At 50.0% G+C, this 2,428-nt stretch carries 2 protein-coding genes; both read right to left on the bottom strand.

The features are described 5' to 3' along the window. Positions 1-140: 140 nt before the first annotated feature. Complete coding sequence (murI, locus tag ABYW01_RS19385; RefSeq protein WP_372835995.1) at positions 141-983, bottom strand: glutamate racemase; 843 nt, start codon at positions 981-983, stop codon at positions 141-143. Between the two features lie 3 nt (positions 984-986). Then, a complete protein-coding gene (gene der / locus ABYW01_RS19390) occupies positions 987-2,420 on the bottom strand; it encodes a ribosome biogenesis GTPase Der (protein ID WP_193954342.1) in 1,434 nt (477 codons plus the stop codon). Between the last annotated feature and the right edge of the window lie 8 nt (positions 2,421-2,428).

Below are 2,428 nucleotides of genomic sequence, written 5' to 3' on the forward strand. Positions count from 1 at the left end.
CCGCTAATTTACGTTGTAAATCAAGGGGTTATTTCAGCAGTCTCGCGATCCGTTTGCTGTCCGAAGAAGCTGTTGTCTCAAGCGAGGAGGCGTATTCTATAGAGCGGAGTTTTTAAGTCAAGCACTTATCTTAAAATTTATTAAATCTTTTGAAAGTGCTGTATATCAATCAATTCAACAGCACCTGACTCTATAGTTTCAGTAAAGAAGTTACGGGCAACACGAACAAAACGCTCAGGACTGTCCGTGACCAGAAATGATACGTCCCCCTGCATAGCGCTGCTATTACCCAACGCATGCTCCCGAAGCAACTTCTTAACAACGAGTGCTGTCGTTTCTGCTGAGTCCACCAAGTGAACTCGCTCACCCATCACCTTTGATATTGCCCTTTTAAGCACAGGAAAGTGTGTACACCCCAATACCAATGTATCGATATTTGCATGCTTGCCTTCACGTATTGGCTCCAGACAGCGAGCGACAACCTGCTCCACCAACTCCCCGTCATGCCACCCCTCTTCTGCTAGCGCTACAAACAGAGAGCAAGCCAGGGCTTTAATGGTTGCGTCTGGCCGACGCTGCAAGATCGCACTTTGATAAGCCTGGTTGTTGACGGTGCTTTCTGTGGCAATCACACCTATCCGTCCACTCTGACTCACACCACAACTGGCATCAGCCCCGGGACCAACAACCCCCACAATGGGCATTTCGGGATATTGGCAAGCAAGCGGTTCAACGGCAACAGCGGAAGCAGTATTACAGGCAATTACAACAAACTTGACCTCTCGCTCCCGCAGCGCCTTAACAGCCTGGTCGGCATAGCGCGTAACAGAAGCGGAGCTTTTCGTGCCGTAGGGAACACGCGCCGTGTCCCCCAGGTAGAGAAGATTTTCATTGGGCAGAGTTTCACGCAGTGCATTCAGCACAGTCAGCCCACCCACACCAGAATCAAAAACACCAATCGGCAGCTGACTGATACACTTCATAAATTACTTTTTCTTACGTGATTTCTTACGCGCCTGTTTCTTCAGATCCTGAATGTGCCGACCTTGACGCTCTTTTTTCGCAACCTGACGTGGCGTCAATACATTGCGTTTACCCTCGAACGGGTTATCGCCCGTACGAAACTCGAAGCGTACCGGTGTACCTTTAATCGCCAACACCTGGGTAAACTTATTCTCAAGGTAACGCTTATAAGAACCCGGCAAAGAATCCGTCTGATTGCCATGCACAACAATAATTGGCGGGTTTGAGCCCCCCTGATGGGCATAACGCAACTTGATACGACGCCCACTGACCATAGGTGGCTGATGATCAGCGACCATATCTTCCAATAAACGGGTTAGCTTACTGGTAGACCATTTCTCCATCGCACACTGATAGGCCTCATCGATTGAGCCATACATATCACCAACACCACTACCATGCAGCGCCGAGATAAAGTGCATTCGGGCGAAACCGGCAAACTCCAGCTTACGACGAATCTGCTCACGCACCCGCTCTTTCTGTTCGTAATCCATCCCATCCCATTTGTTGAGGGAGATCACCAGCGAACGCCCTGTATCCATCACAAAACTCAGCATGCTGAGATCTTGATCCGTCACACCTTCACGCGCATCAATCACCACTACAACAACATTGGCATCACGCACGGCCTGCAGCGTTTTAACAATGGAAAACTTTTCGACCGCTTCTTTGATGTTTTTACGACGGCGGATGCCGGCCGTGTCAATCAACGTATAGGCATCACCGTCACGCTCATACGGTATATAAACGCTGTCACGTGTCGTACCGGCCTTATCGAACACGACAACCCTATCTTCACCCAACATGCGGTTGACCAGCGTAGACTTACCGACGTTCGGGCGACCAACAACCGCAATTTTGACGCTTTTATCAATCACGTCCGCCAGCGCCTTATCTACCTCTACATCCGGTACAAGCTGCAAGACATACTCGATCAACGCTGTTACGCCACGACCATGAGAAGCGGCAATTGGAGTGGGCGCCCCAAGACCTAAACCGTGGAAATCGCCCATGGCTACGTCTGGGTCAATACCATCCGTTTTGTTGACCACGAGAAAACACTCTTTCTCTTTACGGCGCAAGTAGTCAGCCAATCGCTCATCATCCGGATTAAGGCCTGCGCGACCATCAACCAGGAACAAAACAATATCGGCTTCGTCTACAGCCTGCAGAGACTGGCGGGCCATCTCATAATCGATACCTTTCTCATCACCTGTGATACCACCTGTATCTACGACAATGTAGTCTTTTTCACCGACACGTCCTTCGCCGTATTTACGGTCACGGGTTAATCCCGGAAGGTCAGCCACAAGCGCATCACGGCTCTTGGTCAGACGATTAAATAGTGTAGATTTGCCGACGTTTGGTCGGCCCACAAGTGCAATTACGGGAAGCATGAGCTCTC

Origin of the sequence: Pontibacterium sp. (assembly GCF_041587635.1) — a bacterium.
Classification (GTDB): Bacteria; Pseudomonadota; Gammaproteobacteria; order Pseudomonadales; family Balneatricaceae; genus Pontibacterium.

What these genes read in the sequence shown, in the direction of transcription:
- murI (WP_372835995.1), bottom strand. Translation starts at nt 983, where the DNA reads ATGAAGTGTATCAGTCAGCTGCCGATTGGTGTTTTTGATTCTGGTGTG.
- der (WP_193954342.1), bottom strand. Translation starts at nt 2,420, where the DNA reads ATGCTTCCCGTAATTGCACTTGTGGGCCGACCAAACGTCGGCAAATCT.